The 18,618-nt window shown below is 59.8% G+C and carries 18 protein-coding genes, 1 tRNA gene and 1 riboswitch; of the genes, 6 read left to right on the top strand and 13 right to left on the bottom strand.

Translation table 11 applies throughout. The features are described 5' to 3' along the window. Positions 1-139 precede the first annotated feature (139 nt). A riboswitch (cobalamin riboswitch) is annotated at positions 140-380 on the bottom strand. Positions 381-569: 189 nt separating this feature from the next. Beyond that, positions 570-1,457, top strand: a complete 888-nt coding sequence (locus IBX54_RS05910; RefSeq protein ID WP_296541737.1) for an MBL fold metallo-hydrolase — start codon at positions 570-572, stop codon at positions 1,455-1,457. A 21-nt stretch (positions 1,458-1,478) separates the two neighbouring features. Beyond that, positions 1,479-2,951, top strand: a complete 1,473-nt coding sequence (locus tag IBX54_RS05905; RefSeq protein ID WP_296541736.1) for an NAD(P)H-hydrate dehydratase — start codon at positions 1,479-1,481, stop codon at positions 2,949-2,951. A gap of 7 nt (positions 2,952-2,958) precedes the next feature. Here the strand turns inward: IBX54_RS05905 and IBX54_RS05900 are convergent, their stop codons facing one another. Together IBX54_RS05900 and rnr are read right to left on the bottom strand one after the other, a co-directional pair. Next, positions 2,959-3,717, bottom strand: a complete 759-nt coding sequence (locus IBX54_RS05900) for an SDR family oxidoreductase (RefSeq protein WP_296541735.1) — start codon at positions 3,715-3,717, stop codon at positions 2,959-2,961. 22 nt (positions 3,718-3,739) lie between these two features. After that, positions 3,740-6,037 (bottom strand): ribonuclease R, encoded by a 2,298-nt coding sequence (rnr, locus tag IBX54_RS05895; RefSeq protein WP_296541738.1) that lies wholly within the window; start codon positions 6,035-6,037, stop codon positions 3,740-3,742. A 23-nt stretch (positions 6,038-6,060) separates the two neighbouring features. Between rnr and IBX54_RS05890 the strand changes: the two genes are divergently transcribed. After that, a tRNA-Leu gene (locus IBX54_RS05890) sits at positions 6,061-6,145 on the top strand. A gap of 135 nt (positions 6,146-6,280) precedes the next feature. Here IBX54_RS05890 and rimO read toward each other — a convergent pair. The 11 genes from rimO to IBX54_RS05835 all read right to left on the bottom strand — a co-directional run bounded on the left by rimO (position 6,281) and on the right by IBX54_RS05835 (position 15,543). Beyond that, positions 6,281-7,675, bottom strand: a complete 1,395-nt coding sequence (gene rimO / locus IBX54_RS05885; protein WP_296541734.1) for a 30S ribosomal protein S12 methylthiotransferase RimO — start codon at positions 7,673-7,675, stop codon at positions 6,281-6,283. A gap of 8 nt (positions 7,676-7,683) precedes the next feature. Continuing rightward, positions 7,684-8,232 (bottom strand): polyhydroxyalkanoate synthesis repressor PhaR, encoded by a 549-nt coding sequence (phaR, locus tag IBX54_RS05880; RefSeq protein WP_296541733.1) that lies wholly within the window; start codon positions 8,230-8,232, stop codon positions 7,684-7,686. Positions 8,233-8,250: 18 nt separating this feature from the next. Continuing rightward, positions 8,251-8,748, bottom strand: coding sequence for a molybdenum cofactor biosynthesis protein MoaE (locus IBX54_RS05875; protein WP_296541732.1), 498 nt, complete (start codon positions 8,746-8,748; stop codon positions 8,251-8,253). 4 nt (positions 8,749-8,752) lie between these two features. Continuing rightward, positions 8,753-9,004, bottom strand: a complete 252-nt coding sequence (locus tag IBX54_RS05870) for a MoaD/ThiS family protein (RefSeq protein ID WP_296541731.1) — start codon at positions 9,002-9,004, stop codon at positions 8,753-8,755. Next, positions 9,001-10,239, bottom strand: a complete 1,239-nt coding sequence (gene glp / locus IBX54_RS05865; protein ID WP_296541730.1) for a gephyrin-like molybdotransferase Glp — start codon at positions 10,237-10,239, stop codon at positions 9,001-9,003. Before glp ends, IBX54_RS05870 begins: the two co-directional genes overlap by 4 nt. Further along, positions 10,236-10,769, bottom strand: coding sequence for a molybdopterin-guanine dinucleotide biosynthesis protein B (mobB, locus tag IBX54_RS05860; protein ID WP_296541729.1), 534 nt, complete (start codon positions 10,767-10,769; stop codon positions 10,236-10,238). The genes glp and mobB overlap by 4 nt, the downstream gene beginning before the upstream one ends. After that, positions 10,766-12,193: a threonine synthase gene (gene thrC, locus IBX54_RS05855; RefSeq protein ID WP_296541728.1), complete on the bottom strand. Its 1,428-nt coding sequence runs from the start codon at positions 12,191-12,193 to the stop codon at positions 10,766-10,768. Before thrC ends, mobB begins: the two co-directional genes overlap by 4 nt. Positions 12,194-12,205: 12 nt before the next feature. Further along, positions 12,206-12,613, bottom strand: coding sequence for a PIN domain-containing protein (locus IBX54_RS05850; protein WP_296541727.1), 408 nt, complete (start codon positions 12,611-12,613; stop codon positions 12,206-12,208). Beyond that, positions 12,610-12,855, bottom strand: a complete 246-nt coding sequence (locus IBX54_RS05845; RefSeq protein ID WP_296541726.1) for an AbrB/MazE/SpoVT family DNA-binding domain-containing protein — start codon at positions 12,853-12,855, stop codon at positions 12,610-12,612. The genes IBX54_RS05850 and IBX54_RS05845 overlap by 4 nt, the downstream gene beginning before the upstream one ends. A 73-nt stretch (positions 12,856-12,928) precedes the next feature. Continuing rightward, positions 12,929-14,293, bottom strand: coding sequence for a homoserine dehydrogenase (locus IBX54_RS05840; protein WP_296541725.1), 1,365 nt, complete (start codon positions 14,291-14,293; stop codon positions 12,929-12,931). A gap of 23 nt (positions 14,294-14,316) precedes the next feature. Beyond that, positions 14,317-15,543 (bottom strand): pyridoxal phosphate-dependent aminotransferase, encoded by a 1,227-nt coding sequence (locus tag IBX54_RS05835; protein ID WP_296541724.1) that lies wholly within the window; start codon positions 15,541-15,543, stop codon positions 14,317-14,319. Between the two features lie 93 nt (positions 15,544-15,636). On the opposite strand from IBX54_RS05835, the gene IBX54_RS05830 reads away from it, so the two are divergent. From IBX54_RS05830 to IBX54_RS05820, 3 genes are all read left to right on the top strand, one after another. Continuing rightward, positions 15,637-16,017, top strand: a complete 381-nt coding sequence (locus IBX54_RS05830) for an Mth938-like domain-containing protein (protein ID WP_296541723.1) — start codon at positions 15,637-15,639, stop codon at positions 16,015-16,017. A gap of 165 nt (positions 16,018-16,182) precedes the next feature. Beyond that, positions 16,183-16,668, top strand: coding sequence for a peroxiredoxin (locus IBX54_RS05825; protein WP_296541722.1), 486 nt, complete (start codon positions 16,183-16,185; stop codon positions 16,666-16,668). 174 nt (positions 16,669-16,842) lie between these two features. Then, positions 16,843-18,504 (top strand): PhoH family protein, encoded by a 1,662-nt coding sequence (locus IBX54_RS05820; protein WP_296541721.1) that lies wholly within the window; start codon positions 16,843-16,845, stop codon positions 18,502-18,504. Positions 18,505-18,618: the final 114 nt, after the last annotated feature.

The following is an 18,618-nucleotide window of genomic DNA, read 5'->3' as shown; positions in this document are numbered from 1 at the left end:
GCCACAACAGACGCGCAAAAGCGCACGGGAGCGCGACCGCGCTTAGAAAAAATACAAGTTTTCATGAGTCAAAAGAACCAAGATAAAAGCCCTCACCGTCGTCCCCGACAGTGCTTGAGCGTCACGGTTGCGCACTTGCGCGCGCAGCCACCGTGTTGGCCGGTATCCGGGCTGATGGAATCAACCTTGGTCGCCTTCCCAAGCGCGTGTTCAGAACGCTCAGTGGCAAAGACCAAAGCGGCATCAAAAAATGATGCGTCCACTTACCGTTGCGGGGGCAGCGCAGGTTAGGTTTGCTGTTGCCCAGCTTCACCCTCCTGCTTCCCGTTGAACTGCGGCGTGTGAACCACGACGCGAGCACCAACACCGCGCATTCTAGCCATGACACCTTGCCAAAACTGACACCAAACTTCCACAGTTACCCGCTGGCCAATTTGCAGAACAAGCGCATTGCAAAATTTTGGCGGTACGATCAGTACCCTATGCGATCAGCAAGTCCTGACATCAATCAACAGTATGCCAATCGGGTTGGCGGCACGTTGGCGATTCGCGACACTTAGAGGAACGGCATGAAAGTCAAATTCTGGGGAGTCCGCGGCTCCATCGCCTCGCCCGGCCCCAACACCATGCGCTACGGCGGCAACACCACGTGCATTGAAGTTCGCACCGACAACAACGAGCTCATCATCATCGATGCCGGCACCGGCATCTTTCCGCTGTCGCAAACCCTGCTCGGCGAATTGCCGGTCACGGCCAATGTGCTGATCACCCATTCGCACTGGGACCATATTCAGGGTTTGCCATTTTTCGTGCCGAACTTTATCCCGGGCAACACCATGCGATTGCATGGCGCCTTTGATCCGATCACCGGCAAGGGCATCGAACAAATCATGGCGGTGCAGCTTCAGTACAGTTATTTTCCGGTTCGCGAGGAAGAAATGAAGGCGCGCATCGAGTACGTGACCCTGGCACCCGATCAAAGCATCCAGATCGGCAGCGCCACAGTCACGCCGTATCTGATGTGCCATCCGGTGGTGGACTTTGGCTACCGGATTGAAAGCAACGGTAAATCGCTGTTTTTTACCGGCGACCACGAACCACCCCTGAACCATCTCGCCCCAGGTGACGCGGATTTTGCGCAGTTGCAGCAAGAGGTAGAGACCAGAAACAACTATCTTTTGCGAGCCATGCAGGGAGTAGATGTGTTGATCGCAGACTGCTCCTACACCACGGCCGAATACCCGGCCAAGATTGGCTGGGGCCATGGCACCTACCATTCAAGCATTGAATACGCCAAAAAAGCCGGGGCCAAAAACCTGTTTTGCACCCACCATGAACCCACGCGCAGCGACGCTGCGCTGGAGGCGGCTTTTGCCGAGGTCATTGCGGAACACCCGCGTCAGGCCGGTGACCCCATCTACCGCCTTGCCCGCGAAGGCGACAGCTTCGAGTTCTGACGATTTGCCTTGCGTTTTGCCATGCGACTGGTCAACTTCTTGAATCGGCAAGCGCTGCATGATGTGGCAGCGACACGGCAACTTGAAAGCCACTTGCAGCAAGCCCTGCCTGAGCACACCTTGATGGCGCGCGCCGGACTGGCTGTGGCCAGGTTGGCACTGGCCATCGCGCCCCATGCCCAACGCATCTGGATCGCCGCCGGCCCCGGCAACAACGGCGGCGACGGCATCGAGGCCGCCCTGCATTTGCAGCGCTGGGGCAAGCAGCCGCTGGTGAGCTGGCTCGGCAACCGGGAGCAGGCGTCGGCTGACACCCGCCTCGCTTATCAAAGCGCCCTTGAGGCGGGTGTGCCATTTGTCGCTGCTGCGCCAGCGCAATTCGACCTGTGCATCGATGCCCTGCTGGGTATTGGCTCGCAAGTGCGCGAGCCTGCGGGTTTGATGGCTGACTGGATGCATCAGATCAACAGGTGCGGTGCACCCGTGCTGGCGGTGGACGTGCCCAGCGGCTTGCAAACCGACACCGGTGCTGCCAGCCGCTGCCATGTCAAAGCCAGCCACACGCTGAGCCTGCTGACGCTCAAGCCAGGTCTGTTCACTGCACAGGGCCGCGATCTGGCAGGAAGCGTCTGGCTGGACGACCTGCAACAGGATCAGGCCGCCCCGAGCGCCCCGGGCGCCCCGCCACCCTTGCCGCCCAGCGCCTGGCTGGCGGGTCAAACAGTAACGATACCTCGATCGCATGCCAGCCACAAAGGCAGTTATGGCGACGTGGCCGTGGTGGGCGGTGCCAGCGGCATGACCGGCGCAGCCCTGCTGGCGGCTTCGGCAGCGCTGCACGGTGGCGCCGGGCGGGTGTTTGTGAGTCTGCTGGACGAGCAGCCCATGCGGCTCGACACCGCGCAGCCTGAGCTGATGTTCCGGCAGCCGGACACGCTTGCACTGGCATCGATGAGCGTGGTCTGCGGTTGCGGTGGCGGCACCTCAATGGCAGCCCATTTGCCGGTCCTTTTAAAGTCAGCCAAACACCTGGTGATCGATGCCGACGGCCTCAATGCCATTGCCCAATCTGCCTCGCTGCAAGCCCAGCTCGGCGAGCGCGGCCGGCAACAGCGCGCCACCATCCTGACGCCGCACCCGCTGGAAGCGGCCAGGCTGCTGGCCTGCAGCGCAGCTGACATTCAAGCCAATCGCATGGCAGCGGCGCAACAACTGGCCCGGCGTTTCGGCTGCACCGTGGTGCTCAAGGGTTCGGGCACACTGATCGCCCGGTTGGATGCGGTACCCGTGATCAACCCGACCGGCAATGCCCGGCTGGCCACGGCGGGCACCGGCGATGTGCTGGCGGGTTTGATCGGTGCGCGCCTGGCCGCTGGCCTGAATGGCTTCGATGCCGCCTGCCAAGCGGTCTATCAGCATGGCGCTGTGGCAGACCACTGGCCGCAAGACCGGGTGCTGACGGCCTCGCGACTGGCCCAGGCGCTGATGGCCTGAGTGCTTTTTAGCCGCGCCCGGCAAACGGCATGTTGGTGGCCATTACGGTGTGGAACATGACATTGGCCTGCAAGGGCAAGTTGGCCATGTAAAGCACCGACTGGCCCACAATCGCCACGTCCATCACCGGCTCAACGGCCAGCGTGCCGTTGGCCTGCAAAATACCGGTCTGCATGCGCTGCGTCATGTCGGTGGCGGCGTTGCCAATGTCAATCTGGCCCACGGCAATGTTGTACTTGCGACCATCGAGCGAGGCAGTTTTGGTCAGGCCCGATACGCTGTGTTTGGTGGCGGTGTAGGCAATGGAATTCGGGCGCGGTGTGGTGGCTGAAATGGAGCCGTTGTTGATGATGCGCCCACCCATCGGGGTTTGCGCCTTCATGACCCGAAACGCCTGGCGCAGGCACAAGAACATGCCGGTCAGGTTGACATCGACCACCTGTTGCCAGTCGGCCAGTGTCAGGTCTTCGAGCAGCACGCCGGGCGGTGCGCTGGTGCCGGCATTGTTGAACAGCATATCGACACGGCCGAATTGCTGCACCGCCGCATCAAACAGCGCCACCACCGAAGCCTCTTGCGACACGTCGGCAGGCACGGCCAGGGCACGCTCAGGCCTGCCTGACAAAGCCGCCACCTCCTGCAAGGGCTGCAGGCGTCGCCCCGCCAGCACCACATGCCAGCCACCCGCCAGCAAAGCCAGCGCGGCCGCTTTGCCAATACCCGAGCCCGCGCCTGTGACCAGCGCAACTTTGTTTGTTTCTGTCATGGTGTTCAAGTAATTAAGTTTGTCAACTGCGCCGGCGCGGTTGGCGCGTCTTGTCCTTGGCTTGGGCAGGCGCAGACGTTTTGGCATCGCCTGTGCGCTTGGCCGCACCTGCGCGCGGCAACGGTTCGGCCATGCTGCGGCTGTGCCGCCCGACACTGGCCACGCCGGCGTCGTCTGCGAACAATTTGCGGTCAATGCCCTCATAGGCCAACCCACGCTCTTTTGGCGCGCTGTGCAGCAAGCCATCGCTGTCGGTGAGCAGGCGGAAATCAATGCGCCGGCCGTCCAGATCGACCCGGCTCACCTGCACCCGCACCCGCGTGCCCAGCGCATAGCGCATGCCGGTGCGCTCGCCGCGCAGCTCCTGGCGGGCTTCATCAAAACGGTAATATTCGCCACCGAGTTCGGTGATGTGCACCAGGCCCTCGACGTACATGGCGTCGAGCGTGACAAAAATGCCGAAGCTGGTCACCGCACTGACCACGCCGCCAAATTCTTCGCCGAGGTGGTCGCGCATGTACTTGCACTTGAGCCAGGCTTCCACGTCGCGGCTGGCCTCGTCGGCACGGCGCTCGTTGGCGCTGCAATGCAGGCCGGCGGCTTGCCAGGCCTGCATGTCGGCGCTGAGCTTGCGCGGTTTCTGGCCGGGCTCCTTGACGCGCGATGCCAGGTTTTTTTCCAGCCGTTTGGACAACTTGGCGTGCTGTTCGCCCGGTGTGGGCAAATTGGGCAACTGGTATTTGCTCTTGTGCAAAATCGCCTTGATGACCCGGTGCACCAGCAAGTCAGGGTAGCGCCGGATCGGGCTGGTGAAGTGGGTGTAGGCCTCAAAGGCCAGGCCAAAGTGGCCGCTGTTTTCGGGCGTGTAAATGGCTTGCTGCATGGAGCGCAGCAGCATGGTCTGGATTTGCTGCGCGTCGGGCCGGTCTTTGGTGGCCTTGGCGATGGCCTGGAATTCAGCCGGCGTTGGGGCGTCGCTGACGCTCAAACCCACCCCGATGATTTTCAGGAAATTGCGCAGCAGTTCAATTTTTTCAGGCGTCGGGCCTTCGTGCACCCGGTACAGGCCGACGTGTTTGCTTTGCGCTATGAAGTCGGCACTGCAAACGTTGGCCGCCAGCATGGCTTCTTCGATCAACTTGTGCGCGTCGTTGCGCGTGCGCGGCACGATTTTTTCGATGTGGCCCGCTTCGTCGCAGACGATCTGCGTCTCGACGGTTTCAAAGTCAACCGCGCCACGGCGCTCGCGCGACTTGATCAGGGCACGGTAAACATCGTGCAGGTTCATCAGGTCGGTGACACGTTCCGGGTGTTTGGCAGCCTCGGGGCCGCGCGTGTTGGCCAAAATGGCGGCGACCTCGGTGTAAGTGAAACGCGCGTGGCTCCACATCACGGCCGGGTAAAACTGGTAGGCGGTCACGTCGCCGTCCTCGCTCACCAGCATGTCGCAGACCAGGCACAGGCGCTCAAGCTCCGGGTTGAGCGAACACAGGCCGTTGGACAGTTTTTCGGGCAGCATCGGAATGACGCGGCGCGGAAAATACACGCTGGTAGCGCGCTCGTAGGCATCGATGTCGAGAGCCGAGCCGTTTTCGACGTAGTGGCTGACATCGGCAATGGCCACCAACAAACGCCAACCCGGCACCGCCGCCTTGCCGCGGCCGATCTTGGCGGGCTCGCAATAAACGGCATCGTCGAAATCGCGCGCGTCTTCGCCGTCGATGGTGACCAGCGCCACATCGGTCAGGTCGATACGCTGGGCTTTGTCTTGCGCACGCACGCTATCGGGCAAAGCCCGCGCCAGCGCAATGCAGGCATCGGAGAATTCATGCGGCACATCGTATTTTCGCACCGCAATTTCAATCTCCATGCCGGGGTCGTCCATCTCGCCCAGCACTTCCTTGATGCGGCCCACCGGCTGGCCAAACAGCGCCGGCGGCTCGGTCAGCTCGACCACCACCACCTGGCCCACCTTGGCCAGACCGGTGCCGGCTTTGGGGATCATCACGTCCTGGCCGTAGCGCTTGTCTTCGGGGGCCACAATCCAGATGCCGCTCTCGCACAGCAGGCGACCAATGATGACCTGGGTGCTGCGCGCCACAATCTCGACCACGCGCCCTTCGGGCCGGCCTTTGCGGTCGCTGCGCACAATGCGCACCTTGACGCGGTCCTTGTGCAGCACGGCGCGCATCTCGTTGGGTGGCAGGTAAATGTCTGCCTCGCCATCATCGCGAATCACAAAACCATGACCATCGCGATGCCCTTGAACGATTCCTTCAACTTCTTCCAGCAACAAGCTGGTTTGCTTACTATTTTTGATACAATGCCTTTCTTTCCTGAAATGCCCAGGTGGCGGAATTGGTAGACGCACTAGTTTCAGGTACTAGCGAGTAACTTCGTGGGGGTTCGAGTCCCTTCCTGGGCACCAATATAAATGAATTCCAATGCGCTTTTGTGAAAGTCATTGGGGTTTTTGAACAAAAAGCCGTTGCATAAGTAGCCACCAAAGTGGACATTTCTGCAACGGCTTTTTTGTGGGTTGCTGCCATTTTAACCGGGGCCATCAAAATGGCTGGGCAATCAGGTCATGGCCTTGCGCCGCAACGATGCGCGCCTTGGTGAATTCGCCCACGCGCAGGGTTTTGCTGATCTTCTCGGGCGGCAGCAACTTGACCAGGCCATCGATCTCCGGCGCATCGGCATAAGAACGTCCGACGCCGCCTTTTTTACCCAGGCTGGGCGCCGAGTCCACCAAAATTTGCATCGTGGCACCCACGCGCTTTTGCAGCTTGGTGGCAGAAACGGCCTCGGCCACCGCCATGAAGCGGGCACGGCGCTCTTCGCGCAGCGCCTCGGGCAGCATGCCACCCAATTCATTGGCGGCAGCGCCGGCCACCGGGCTGTAAGCAAAACACCCGGCGCGATCAATTTGCGCTTCGCGCATAAAGTCAAGCAAATGCTCGAACTCGGCTTCCGTTTCGCCCGGGAAGCCCGCAATGAAGGTGCTGCGCACCACGATATCCGGGCAGGCTTCGCGCCAGCGCAGCAAGCGCTCCATGTTTTTCTCGCCGCTGGCCGGGCGTTTCATGCGCTTGAGCACATCGGGGTGGCTGTGCTGGAGCGGCACATCGAGATACGGCAGGATGAGCCCACTGGCCATGAGCGGCAGAAGGTCATCGACACTCGGGTACGGATAGACATAGTGCAAGCGCACCCAGGCACCATGGGCTTGCGCGAGCTCACCAAGCGCTTGCGCCAATTCAAACAAGCGGGTTTTGATGGGCTTGCCATTCCAGAAACCCATGCGGTATTTCACATCGACACCATAGGCCGAGGTATCCTGGCTGATCACCAGCAGTTCCTTCACGCCGCCCTCGAACAGCGCTTGCGCCTCCTTGAGCACGTCGCCAATCGGGCGCGACACCAGGTCGCCGCGCATCGACGGAATGATGCAGAAAGTGCAGCGGTGGTTGCAGCCCTCACTGATCTTGAGGTAGGCGTAATGCCGCGGCGTGAGCTTGATGCCCGCCACGCCGAAGGTGTTGGGCACCAGATCGACAAACGGGTTGTGCGGCTTGGGCAGGTTGGCATGCACCGCGTCCATCACCTCCTGGGTGGCATGCGGGCCGGTGACGGCCAGCACGCTGGGGTGCATTTGGCGCACCAGGTTGCCGCCGCCCTCAGCTGTTTTGGCACCCAGGCAGCCGGTCACGATCACCCGGCCGTTCTCGGCCAGCGCTTCGCCAATGGTGTCGAGGCTTTCCTTGACGGCATCGTCAATAAAGCCGCAGGTGTTGACGATGACCAGGTCGGCACCCTCGAAGGTTTTGGAAGTTTGGTAACCCTCGGCGCTGAGCTGCGTCAGGATCAATTCGGAGTCGGTCAGCGCTTTGGGGCAACCCAGGCTGACAAAGCCAACTTTCGGCGCAGTCACCGCAGTGGTGGTGGAAGCATTCATTCAGAAATTCAACCTTTTTTGGGGGGCGTGTTGCTGAGGCCAAAGGCGCCCAGCATTTGCCCGGTCTGCTTTTGCATTTGCGCCTGCATTTGCGCCAGCCAGGACTTGGATTGTTCCAGGCTGCCACCCAGCATGGCCTGCATCGCCGGCGGCTGCAGGTTGGTGTACTGCTTCCACATCTCGGGCGTGAAGCCCTTGGTTTGCTCGGCAAAACGGGTTTGGGTGTCGATCAGGGTCTGGATGTTCTTTTCCAGATAACCGCCCAGGAAACCCTGCATGGCGTGGCCGTAAAAGCGGATCAGGCTCTCCAGCACCGGCGCTGTGAACATGGGCGAGCCACTGGTCTCGGCTTCCAGAATGATTTGCAACAAAATGCTGCGCGTCAGGTTGTCCCCGGTCTTGGCGTCCACCACCTCGAATGGCTCGTGCTGCATCACCAGGTCTTTGACTTCTGACAAGGTGATGTAAGTGGACGTTTGGGTGTCGTAGAGCCGGCGGTTGGGATACTTCTTGATGACGCGGTGCGCCGTCTGCGTCTCGGGGGTCTTGTCTTGCATTGAAATGAATGGTTGGGCTTATGAGCTCGTATTTTGAAGGGCAATGCCCCATTTGGCCAGCGCCGCGTCATCACTGACACGGGCATCGACCCAGCGTGCGCCGGTTGGCGTTTGTTCTTTTTTCCAGAACGGCGCCTGGGTCTTGAGGTAATCCATCAAAAACTCGCAGGCCTGAAAACTCTCGCCCCGGTGCGCCGAGGTAACGGCCACCAAGACGATTTGGTCCAGCGGCTGCAGCAGCCCGACACGGTGAATGACGCGCGCGCCAAAAATGTCAAAGCGCTGTTGTGCCGCATCGATCATGGCCTCGATCGACTTCTCGGTCATGCCCGGATAGTGCTCGAGCTCCATGCTGGCAATAGCGTCCGGCTCGCCCGCGGTGCGGTCGCGCACGGTGCCGATGAAGCTGCAAACAGCACCCACGCGCGCATCTTGCGCACGCAGGGCCGCCACTTCAGCGCTGAGGTCGAAGTCGGCCGTCTGGATGGAAACCCGGGGCGTGCTGACACTCTGCATGAACCTAGCCCCCTGTCACAGGCGGGAAAAATGCCACTTCGGCGCCCTCCCCCAGTGCCACACTTTCATCGCACATGACCTGGTTGAGCGCCAGGCGCACCGCCTTGCCGCGCGCCAGACTCTCGGCGTGGCCGCCGCCCAGAGCAATGAGTTCATCGCGCAGCGTGGCCAGCGAGGTCGCCTGGGTGTCGCGCTGTTCGCTGGAAACGCCAACGGTTTCACGGATTGATGCGAAATATTTCACGGTCACTTTCATGCCAGCAGCTCCGAAAAAGGAATGAACTGCACCACATCACCCGGGGCGACGGTGCAGCCTGGCGGGTTATTCACCAAGCCATCACCCCAGACCGCCGAAGTCAAGACGCCCGAACTCTGGTTGGCAAACAGATCGAGGCCGCCAGCCGCATTGCGCCTGACGCGCAGGAATTCGCGGCGCCTGTCAGCCCGCGGGCAACTGAAATGGGCCGTCATAGCCATGGGTTTGACGGCCACATCCAACACCCCTTGCAACTTGAGCAAAAACGGCCGCACCAGCAGCAAAAAGGTGACGAAGCTCGACACCGGATTACCCGGCAAGCCGATAAAGTGCGCCTTGGCAACACGGCCATAAGCGAACGGTTTGCCCGGCTTGATGGCAATTTGCCACAGGTCCAGCTGTCCCAGGCTTTGCACCGCGGGCTTGATATGGTCTTCTTCACCCACCGAAACCCCGCCGCTGGTCAAAATCACATCGTGCTGTTCTGCGGCACTGCGCAAGGCGTCGATGGTGGCCTGACGCTGGTCGGGCACGATGCCCAGATCGGTCACCTCGCAACCCAGGCGCATGAGCAGGGCTTTCAGGAAAAACCGGTTCGAGTTGTAGATGGCGCCGGGCGGCATGTCTTGTGGTGCCACGGTGCCCGGCATCACCAACTCGTCGCCGGTTGAAAACAGGGCCACCTTGGGGCGATGCGCCACGCTCAGCAAGTTCATGCCAATGCTGGCCGCCAGGCCAAGCTCGGCCGGCGTCAGGCGCACACCTTTTGCCAGCACGACAGCACCGCGCGTGACGTCTTCGCCAGCGCGTCGTATCCACTGGCCCGTATGGGGCTGTGTTTTTATGCGCACGCTGCCATTGGCGAGCAGCTCGCAGTCTTCCTGCATCACCACGGCATCGGCGCCCTGGGGAATCGGTGCGCCGGTAAAAATGCGTGCCACCGTTTTGGGCGCCAGCGCGGCGCCCGCGCTGCCCGCCGGGATGCGCTGCGATACGGGCAGTGCCTGGGCCGGGTCAGCCACATCGGCACAACGCAGCGCGTAGCCGTCCATCGAACTGTTGTCTTGCGGCGGCACCTGCAGTTGTGACACCAGATCTTGCGCCAACACCCGACCATCGGCATCGAAGGTGGCAACCTGCGCTTCACCGGGCAGCGCGTTGACGTAGCCCAGCAACTGCGTCAGCGCATCATCGAGCGACATCAAGGGTTTGGAAGCGGGACGGGTCGTGGTCATGCGTGATTCTCAAAATGGTAGTCAAAGCGCGGGCCTTGCGAGATCAGCCAGTCAACTACCGCATCGGGGTCATTGAGGTCAAGCACCGGCAGCCGTGTAGGCGTGGACAGTTGATCTGGCGAATCGGTCGCGATGGCGGTGATGAAATCGTCTTGCGGGTAGCGCGTGGGTTTGCCCGATATGGCGCGCCAGACTTCAATTTTTTGCAAATCGGAATCCTTGAAACCCTCCACCAACACCCAATCGACACCATCATACAACTCGGCCAGCAACTGGTGCACGGTGGGCCGTTTGGCGACCTCGAACTCGCGCATCAGGGCCATGCGTTTGTCGGATGCCACCACCACCTCGAAGGCACCGGCCTCGCGATGGCGATAGGTGTCCTTGCCTTCATGGTCAATGTCAAAACGATGATGGGCATGCTTGACCACCGACACGCGCAGGCCCTTGAGCCGCAGCGCCGGAATCAGACGCTCGACCAGCGTGGTCTTACCCGAACCGGAAAAACCGGCAAAACCAACCACTTTCATACACAATGCCCTGCGATAAATGACTTGATGGCCTGCACATCGGCCGACATGGTGACAACACGCTTGGGCAGGGCCTCGATGCCGATGAATTTGGCCGGACGATCGGGCTCGCGGCCGGTGGCCTCGACAATGGTTTCGGCAAACTTGATGGGCAAGGCGGTTTCGAGCACGATCATGGGCACGCCCGCTTGCACGTGCTCGCGCGCCACCTTGACGCCGTCTGCGGTGTGGGTATCAATCATCATGCCGTGATGCTCCCAGGTGTCTTTGATGGTTGCCAGCCGATCCGCATGGGTGCTCTTGCCACTGTCAAAGCCGTAACGCCGGGCGGCCTGGCTGAAGGTCGGGTGCGCTTCGAGGTCAAAGAAACCCACGCGGCCCAGGGCATCGCCAAAATACGATTTGGTCAAGGCCGCGTCGCGCCCGAGCAGGTCAAAAACGAAACGCTCGAAGTTGCTCGCCTTGGAGATATCCATCGACGGGCTGGAGGTTTCATGGGTGTCGGCGCTGCTGCGCACGCGGTAAACGCCGGTCTTGAAAAATTCGTCGAGCACGTCGTTTTCGTTGGTGGCCACTACCAGGCGGGCAACGGGCAGGCCCATCATGCGGGCCACGTGGCCGGCGCAGACGTTGCCAAAATTGCCGCTCGGCACGGTGAAACTGACCTTCTCAGAATTGTCCTGCGTGGCCTGAAAGTAACCGGCAAAGTAATAGACCACCTGCGCCAGCAGGCGCGCCCAATTGATCGAATTGACCGTGCCGATGCGGTACTTGCGCTTGAAGTCGAGGTCGTTGCTGACGGCCTTGACCATGTCCTGGCAGTCGTCGAACACGCCATCGACGGCAATGTTGAAAATGTTGTCGTCCATCAGGCTGAACATCTGCGCCTGCTGGAACGGGCTCATGCGCCCGGCCGGGCTGGTCATGAAAACGCGCACGCCTTTTTTGCCGCGCATGGCGTATTCGGCAGCGCTGCCGGTGTCGCCGCTGGTGGCGCCCAGAATGTTGAGTTCTTCACCGCGGCGCGCCAGCTCGTATTCGAACAGGTTGCCAAGCAACTGCATCGCCATGTCCTTGAACGCCAGCGTCGGGCCATTGGACAGGGCCTCTAACCAGATGCCGTCTTCCAGCGAGCGCAACGGCACGATTTCCGGGGTGCCGAACACCTCGGCGGTGTAGGTCTTGCGGCACAGGGCTTTCAGGTCGGCTGCCGGGATGTCGTCGATGTACAGCGACAACACCTCAAAGGCCAGCTCGGCATAACCCTGATTTTGGTAAACGCTGCGCAAGCGGCTCAAGGTGGCGTCATCCACAGTTGGGTAATGCGCGGGCAAGTACAAGCCGCCATCGGGTGCCAGACCTTCAAGCAGGATGTCGCAAAAATGTTTAGGCGTTTGGTCGCCACGGGTGGAGAGGTAGAGCATGAAGTTCAGTGGTTAGCCAAAAGTATTGGGCGTGATCAGTTTCACCGCCGGGAAGTAAGTTTTGTAACGCGCTTTGTCGCGGGTCAGGATAGGCCAGCCCTGAGTTTGGGCGTGGGCGCCAATAAAAAAATCAGGCAGTGTGGTCAATTTTGAGCCTTTGTTCTGCCGGTAAAGCGCAAACGCCTGTGCCGCAACAAAAGCGCAGGCCTGCGACAGCGGTGCATAGACCAGATGCACCAAGTCAAGCGCCTCTTGCATCTGCTGTTGGCTCGCAAACGAAGGCGCTATTTCGGCACAGACCAAGGCATTGACCGCCAGACCCTGGGCATGGTGCGTTTGCAAAGCGTCGAGTGACCATTGTTGCCATTGTGGATCGGCATCAAATACGTCAATCAGCACGCAACTGTCCACCAAAATCATCGATTCCAATCTTCACCACGGGTTTCACGCATGATCTCATCCGTGGGCCGTTTGCGCAGGCCGATACCGAGCAACTGCTCGAACGGATTGTCGCTCGCGGCTTCGCGGCGCACAGGAAATATCACCACCCGGCCGTCCGACAACGCTTCGTAGTCGATTTCCTGACCTGGCGATACACCCAAAAAATCGCGAATGGCTTTGGGCAGGGTGACCTGACTTTTACTGGTTAGCGCGTAGCCCATCACAAGCTCCTCAAAAGTAATACCCAGAAGTGTAATACCGAAAAAATATACAGAGTGATCGTACCGGCTTTGATCACGCCAATTCTTCCTTGCGAATGCGGGTGATGGGCTCCAGCACCGTGGGCAGCGCCTGCATCTGCGCTATTGCCTCGTTCATTTTGGCTTCCTGGCAGTCATGGGTCAGGATGATCACATCCGTTTGCGGCACTTGTGGCTGGGTCGCCGGTGCCTCGGTTCCGATCTCGTCGGCTTCACGCTGTAATACCGCGTCGATGCTGATGCCGGCATCCGCCAGAATGCCCGTGACTTTGGCCAGCACGCCGGTCTCGTCGGCCACCCGCAAACGCAGGTAGTAACTGGTGACCACCTCACCCATTGGCATCACGGGCAGGTTGCTCATGGCATTGGGCTGGAAGGCCAGGTGCGGCACGCGCTGCTTGGGGTCTGCAGTGTGCAGACGGGTGATATCGACCAGGTCGGCAATCACCGCGCTGGCCGTGGGCTCTGAACCCGCGCCTTTGCCGTAATACAGCGTGGTGCCCACGGCATCGCCCTGCACCACCACGGCGTTCATGGCACCCTCGACGTTGGCAAGCAACCGCTTGGCCGGTATCAGGCAGGGGTGCACGCGCAGTTCGATGCCTTCCATCGTTCCCTTGGTCGCATCGCCCTGGCGACGCTTCGTGATACCCAGCAGCTTGATGCGGTAGCCCAGTTGCTCGGCGTATTTGATGTCGGCGGCACCGAGTTTGGTGATGCCTTCAATGTAGGCTTTGTCGAACTGCACCGGGATGCCGAAGGCAATCGCGCTCATGAGGGTGGCTTTATGGGCCGCGTCAACCCCTTCGATGTCAAAGGTCGGGTCGGCTTCTGCGTAGCCCAGCGCCTGGGCTTGTTTGAGCACCACGGCAAAGTCCAGCCCTTTATCTCGCATTTCGCTCAAAATGAAATTGGTGGTGCCATTGATGATGCCGGCAATCCACTGAATGCTGTTGGCCGTGAGCCCCTCACGCAGCGCCTTGATGATCGGGATGCCACCGGCCACAGCCGCTTCAAAAGCCACCATCACACCCTTGGCCGAGGCTGCCGCAAAAATCTCCGTGCCGTGCACAGCGAGCAGCGCCTTGTTGGCCGTGACCACGTGCTTGCCCGCGGCGATGGCCTCCAACACCAGCGTTTTGGCAATGCCATAGCCGCCGATGAGTTCGATCACGATGTCGATGTCGGGGTTGGCAATCACGGCTCGGGCGTCGCTGACCACCGTCACATCCGGCCCCACCAGTTCCTGGGCGCGCGCCACGTTGAGGTCGGCCACTTGTACGATCTCGATGCCGCGCCCGGCGCGACGTTTGATTTCTTCCTGGTTGCGCTTGAGCACATTGAACGTGCCAGAGCCAACAACACCAATGCCCAGCAGGCCGACTTGAATAGGTTTCATAAGATTGATAAAAGAGAAATAATTTAGTTGCCGTGCCGCTTGCGGTAGCCTTCAAGGAACTTGGCGATGCGGCCAATGGCCTCGCGCAACTCGTCTTCGTAGGGCAAAAACACCATGCGGAAATGGTCGGGTGCCGGCCAGTTGAAGCCGGTGCCCTGCACCAGCATCACCTTGGTTTCCTGCAACAGTTCCAAAAAGAACTGCTGGTCGTCGGCTATTGGGTACATGACCGGGTCAAGCTTGGGGAACATGTACAGCGCGGCCAGGGGCTTGACGCAGCTCACGCCCGGAATCGCGGTGATGAGCTCATAAGCCAGATCGCGCTGGCGGCGCAGCCGACCACCCTCACAGACCAGATCATTGATGCTCTGGTAGCCGCCCAACGCCGTCTGGATCGCCCACTGGCCCGGCACGTTGGAGCAAAGCCGCATGTTGGAGAGCATGTTCAGGCCTTCGATGTAGTCCTTGGCAGGCTTTTTGTCACCAGAGACAATCATCCAGCCCGCGCGGTAGCCGCACGAGCGGTAGCTTTTGGACAACGAATTGAACGTCAGCGTTAACACATCGACGCTCAGTGAGCCCATGGCCGTGTGCTTGGCACCGTCGTAAAGCACTTTGTCATAGACTTCGTCGGCAAAAATCACCAGGCCGTGCTCGCGGGCGATTTGCACCAGGCCCTTGAGCAATTCATCGGCGTACAGCGCGCCGGTCGGGTTATTGGGATTGATCACCACCAGCCCCTTGGTGCGCGGCGTGATCTTGGCACGGATGTCGTTGAGGTCGGGCATCCAGCCATTGGTCTCGTCACACAGGTAGTGCACCGGCGTGCCGCCCGACAGGCTGGCCGCGGCTGTCCACAAAGGGTAATCTGGCGATGGCAGCAAGATTTCGTCGCCATCGTCGAGCAAGGCGTTGGTCGCCATCACGATCAATTCGCTGGCGCCATTGCCAAGGTAAATATCGTCCAGCGTGACGGCCTTGATGCCCTGCTTCTGGGTTTCATGCATGACCGCTTTGCGCGCCGCAAAAATGCCTTTGCTGTCCGAGTAACCCGCCGAGTTGGGCAGGTTGCGAATCATGTCCTGCTGGATTTCTTCAGGCGAGTCAAAGCCGAACATCGCCAGGTTGCCAATGTTGAGCTTGATGATCTTGTGACCATCTTCTTCCATCTGACGCGCGGCGTCCATGATCGGGCCGCGAATGTCGTAACAGACATTGGCCAGTTTGGCTGATTTGCGTATGGTCTTCAAAGTCCCTCCGGGCGTGATCGCTAAAGAGCGAAACCTATAATTTGACCACAAGTTTTGTTGATCCCATCTCGTACACACCACAAGCCCCACCCCATGAAAATTCACCCTGACATCATTGGCGTGCCATCCATCAGCTCCTACGGCACGGGCTGGGTGCAGGTGGGCGATGTTCAATTTACCCAAAGCGTGGTCATTGCCTCGGATGGTCGGCGTTTTGACTGGCAGTGCGCGCGCTTTGAGGACCTGACTGGCGCGCACTTTGAACAGTTGGCACAATTGCAAACCGAACTGGTGATTTTTGGCAGCGGAGATCGCTTGCGTTTTCCGGCGGCCGCCCTGACGCGCAGCCTGATCGAGCGCCAGATTGGCATCGAATCCATGGACACCCAGGCTGCCTGTCGCACCTACAACATCCTGGCTGGCGAAGGTCGCCAAGTCGCCGTTGCGTTGCTGATCGAAGACGCTGGCGTATAAAAGCGCCGGGCCAACGGCTTGATACGGGGGAATATCCCTATCGAACCCGAATGTCAAATCGGAGTAAAATACGAACCTTGCAGTCGGGGGCGCACAAGTGCTTTAAAAGGATAGTGTCCGCGACTTGAGAGACCGACGCATCCTGTCACACGAGATCGAAGAAACATGGCGATAGTTGTCAACAAACCCATCCCTGAATTTGAATCTACTGCTACTGGTGACATCCGGGTCACCAACACGTCTCACCTGGGACATGTAGTCATCCTTTATTTTTACCCCAAAGACAATACACCTGGTTGTACCACCGAAGCCATGCAGTTTCGCGATAAGTACAAAGATTTTGTCAAGGCCGGTGCGACCGTGTTCGGTGTCTCCCGCGACAACATGCGCTCCCACGAAGAGTTCAAGACCAAGCTCGAACTGCCCTTTGAGCTGATTGCCGACACCGAAGAAAAAATGTGCCACATGTTCGGAGTTGTCAAAAACAAGATCATGTACGGCAAGAAGGTCAAGGGCATCGAGCGCAGCACCTTCCTGATCGGCGCTGACGGCCTGCTCAAGGAAGAGTGGCGCGGCCTCAAAGTGCCTGGCCATGTGGACGACGTGCTGCGGGCCGTCAAGGAACTCCAAAAGACGCCGGCACTGGCCTGATTGCGCAATGGGGCGAAAAACCCTTGTCTTGGCGCCAAACCGTTTTGTCACAAAGGCACGTGCATAATCCGTGCATATGCCTCAAGTTTTATCGTTTTCTTTAACAGCCGCCCTGGTGACATGGCGGCTGTTTTGTTTGTGAACTTGCCACCCCCCTAACGCGCAGGAGTTTTTATGCCTTTGCCCACTGCCCCCTCCAAACGTGCCGCTTTGCTGTCGCTGCAGGACTACAACGTGCCCGCGCGCCCCAAAGCCTGCGCGGGCAAATCGCAGCCAATGGAAGAACCACCAATGCAAGAGGCACCCCAGCCGCAAGCGCTCCCAACAGAGCCAGTTGCCGAAGCTGCAGCCCTGGTGGTCAACAAGTCCCCCCGAACCAGCAGCAAGCGCCGCAGCGCGTCAACGACCGCGCCTGAGCCAGTCATTGCCAAAGTTCGCCGCAAGGAAGGCCCCAGCAAGCTGTTCGTGCTCGACACCAATGTGCTGCTGCACGACCCCAGTTGCCTGTTCCGCTTTGAAGAGCACGATGTGTTTCTGCCCATGATCGTTCTTGAAGAACTTGATGGGCATAAAAAAGGCATGACCGAAGTGGCCCGCAATGGGCGCCAGGCCAGCCGCTCACTGGACGCACTGGCCGAGCACCAGGGGTCGGACATCAGCACCGGACTGCGCCTGAGCTCCACCGGCCACTCCGAAGCGCGTGGCCGCCTGTTCTTTCAAACCCAGTTTCTGAATTACGAACTCCCAACCAGCCTGCCTCAGGGCAAGGCGGACAACCAGATTCTGGGTGTGGTGGAAGCCTTGCGCAAACAACACGCGCCGCGCGACGTGGTGCTGGTGTCGAAAGACATCAACATGCGCGTCAAGGCCCGTGCCCTGGGTTTGAATGCCGACGATTATCAAAACGACAAGACGCTGGACGATGGCGACCTGCTGTACAGCGGTGCCTACGCGCTGCCAGCAGATTTCTGGAACACCCATGGCAACAAAGTGGAAAGCTGGCAACAAGGCGCGCACACCTTCTACCGCGTCAGTGGCCCGGTGGTGCCGCAACTTCTGATCAACCAGTTTGTTTATTTTGAAGCTCCGGGTGAGCCCAGCCTGTATGCCAAAGTCACGGAAATTCGCGGCAAAACGGCAGTCTTCAGAACCCTGAAAGACTACACCCACCTGAAAAATGCGGTGTGGGGCATCTCGACGCGCAACCGCGAGCAAAACTTTGCCATGAACATGCTGATGGACCCGGAGGTGGACTTTGTCACCCTGACCGGTCAGGCCGGCACTGGCAAAACACTGTTGGCACTGGCCTCGGGCTTGACCCAGGTGCTCGACGAGCGGCGCTACACCGAAATCATCGTCACCCGCGCCACCGTGAGCGTGGGCGAAGACATCGGTTTCTTGCCTGGCACCGAAGAAGAAAAAATGGGCCCCTGGATGGGTGCCCTCGACGACAACCTGGAGGTGCTGGGCAAAACCGACACCGCCGCCGGCGAATGGGGCCGCGCCGCCACCAACGAACTCATCCGCAGCCGCATCAAGATCAAAAGCATGAACTTCATGCGCGGGCGTACGTTCTTGAACAAATACGTCATCATCGACGAGGCGCAAAACCTGACACCCAAGCAAATGAAAACGCTCATCACCCGGGCCGGGCCAGGCACCAAGATCATCTGCATGGGCAACATCGCGCAAATCGACACGCCTTATCTAACCGAAGGCTCATCCGGCTTGACTTACGCGGTGGACAAGTTCAAGGGCTGGCAACACAGCGGGCACATCACGCTGGCGCGTGGCGAGCGCTCGCGGCTGGCTGACTTCGCGAGCGAAGTCCTTTAAACAACATAAAAGAACATCGTCATTGCGAACAAATTGAAGCAATCCATGACTTCCGGTCGGCATGGACTGCCGCGCTACGCTTTCCATGAACAGCCCCGTCATTGCGAACGCAGT

The organism is Rhodoferax sp., assembly GCF_014859475.1.
GTDB lineage: Bacteria > Pseudomonadota > Gammaproteobacteria > Burkholderiales > Burkholderiaceae_C > Rhodoferax.
The sequence above is the reverse complement of the archived record's forward strand: the minus strand, read 5'-3'. Positions and strand labels throughout refer to the sequence as shown.

What these genes read in the sequence shown, in the direction of transcription:
- IBX54_RS05910 (WP_296541737.1), top strand. Translation starts at nt 570, where the DNA reads ATGAAAGTCAAATTCTGGGGAGTCCGCGGCTCCATCGCCTCGCCCGGC.
- IBX54_RS05825 (WP_296541722.1), top strand. Translation starts at nt 16,183, where the DNA reads ATGGCGATAGTTGTCAACAAACCCATCCCTGAATTTGAATCTACTGCT.
- IBX54_RS05845 (WP_296541726.1), bottom strand. Translation starts at nt 12,855, where the DNA reads ATGGGCTACGCGCTAACCAGTAAAAGTCAGGTCACCCTGCCCAAAGCC.
- thrC (WP_296541728.1), bottom strand. Translation starts at nt 12,193, where the DNA reads ATGCTCTACCTCTCCACCCGTGGCGACCAAACGCCTAAACATTTTTGC.
- IBX54_RS05875 (WP_296541732.1), bottom strand. Translation starts at nt 8,748, where the DNA reads ATGCAGAGTGTCAGCACGCCCCGGGTTTCCATCCAGACGGCCGACTTC.
- IBX54_RS05850 (WP_296541727.1), bottom strand. Translation starts at nt 12,613, where the DNA reads ATGATTTTGGTGGACAGTTGCGTGCTGATTGACGTATTTGATGCCGAT.
- IBX54_RS05820 (WP_296541721.1), top strand. Translation starts at nt 16,843, where the DNA reads ATGCCTTTGCCCACTGCCCCCTCCAAACGTGCCGCTTTGCTGTCGCTG.
- glp (WP_296541730.1), bottom strand. Translation starts at nt 10,239, where the DNA reads ATGACCACGACCCGTCCCGCTTCCAAACCCTTGATGTCGCTCGATGAT.
- IBX54_RS05830 (WP_296541723.1), top strand. Translation starts at nt 15,637, where the DNA reads ATGAAAATTCACCCTGACATCATTGGCGTGCCATCCATCAGCTCCTAC.
- IBX54_RS05840 (WP_296541725.1), bottom strand. Translation starts at nt 14,293, where the DNA reads ATGAAACCTATTCAAGTCGGCCTGCTGGGCATTGGTGTTGTTGGCTCT.
- rimO (WP_296541734.1), bottom strand. Translation starts at nt 7,675, where the DNA reads ATGAATGCTTCCACCACCACTGCGGTGACTGCGCCGAAAGTTGGCTTT.
- phaR (WP_296541733.1), bottom strand. Translation starts at nt 8,232, where the DNA reads ATGCAAGACAAGACCCCCGAGACGCAGACGGCGCACCGCGTCATCAAG.
- IBX54_RS05870 (WP_296541731.1), bottom strand. Translation starts at nt 9,004, where the DNA reads ATGAAAGTGACCGTGAAATATTTCGCATCAATCCGTGAAACCGTTGGC.
- IBX54_RS05905 (WP_296541736.1), top strand. Translation starts at nt 1,479, where the DNA reads ATGCGACTGGTCAACTTCTTGAATCGGCAAGCGCTGCATGATGTGGCA.
- IBX54_RS05900 (WP_296541735.1), bottom strand. Translation starts at nt 3,717, where the DNA reads ATGACAGAAACAAACAAAGTTGCGCTGGTCACAGGCGCGGGCTCGGGT.
- mobB (WP_296541729.1), bottom strand. Translation starts at nt 10,769, where the DNA reads ATGAAAGTGGTTGGTTTTGCCGGTTTTTCCGGTTCGGGTAAGACCACG.